At 71.5% G+C, this 411-nt stretch carries 1 protein-coding gene; it reads right to left on the reverse strand.

All coding sequences use genetic code 11. The annotated features are described in order from the left end of the window. Window positions 1-99: 99 nt before the first annotated feature. On the reverse strand, window positions 100-411 hold a 312-nt coding region (locus OQ02_RS39345; protein ID WP_033443778.1), incomplete at its 5' end, for a sortase domain-containing protein.

Raw genomic sequence — 411 nt, forward strand, 5'->3', positions numbered from 1 at the left:
TTGCCCGGCAGATGCCGCCAGATCCAGCCGTACATGAAGTCGACAGCCCCTTCCGTTCGTTACGGGGACCAGAGTACGGGGCGGGAAGGCCGGTGAGGGTCAGCTGTCCAAAGCCTGTGGACGACCGTCGGCGACCGGCAGGGTGGCGTCGAGGTGCGCCCAGACGACCAGCCGGTGGCTGCTGCCCCACTCGGGGTCGCAGGTGGTGAGGGTGAGATAGCGGCCCGGGCCGCCGAAGCCGGACTTCCTGGGGACGGGGTCGACGACCCCGGTGTCGGTGGGCACGGTCCGGTAGGGCGCGCGGTCGACGCGGTACGTGTACCAGGTCGTGCCGTCGGTGAGGACGACGGCGTCGCCCGCGCGCAGCCGGGGGAAGTCCTTGAACGGATCGCCGTGGGTGCGGCGGTGGCC

It is taken from the genome of Saccharothrix sp. NRRL B-16314 (assembly GCF_000716595.1).
In the GTDB taxonomy this organism is placed as follows: domain Bacteria; phylum Actinomycetota; class Actinomycetes; order Mycobacteriales; family Pseudonocardiaceae; genus Actinosynnema.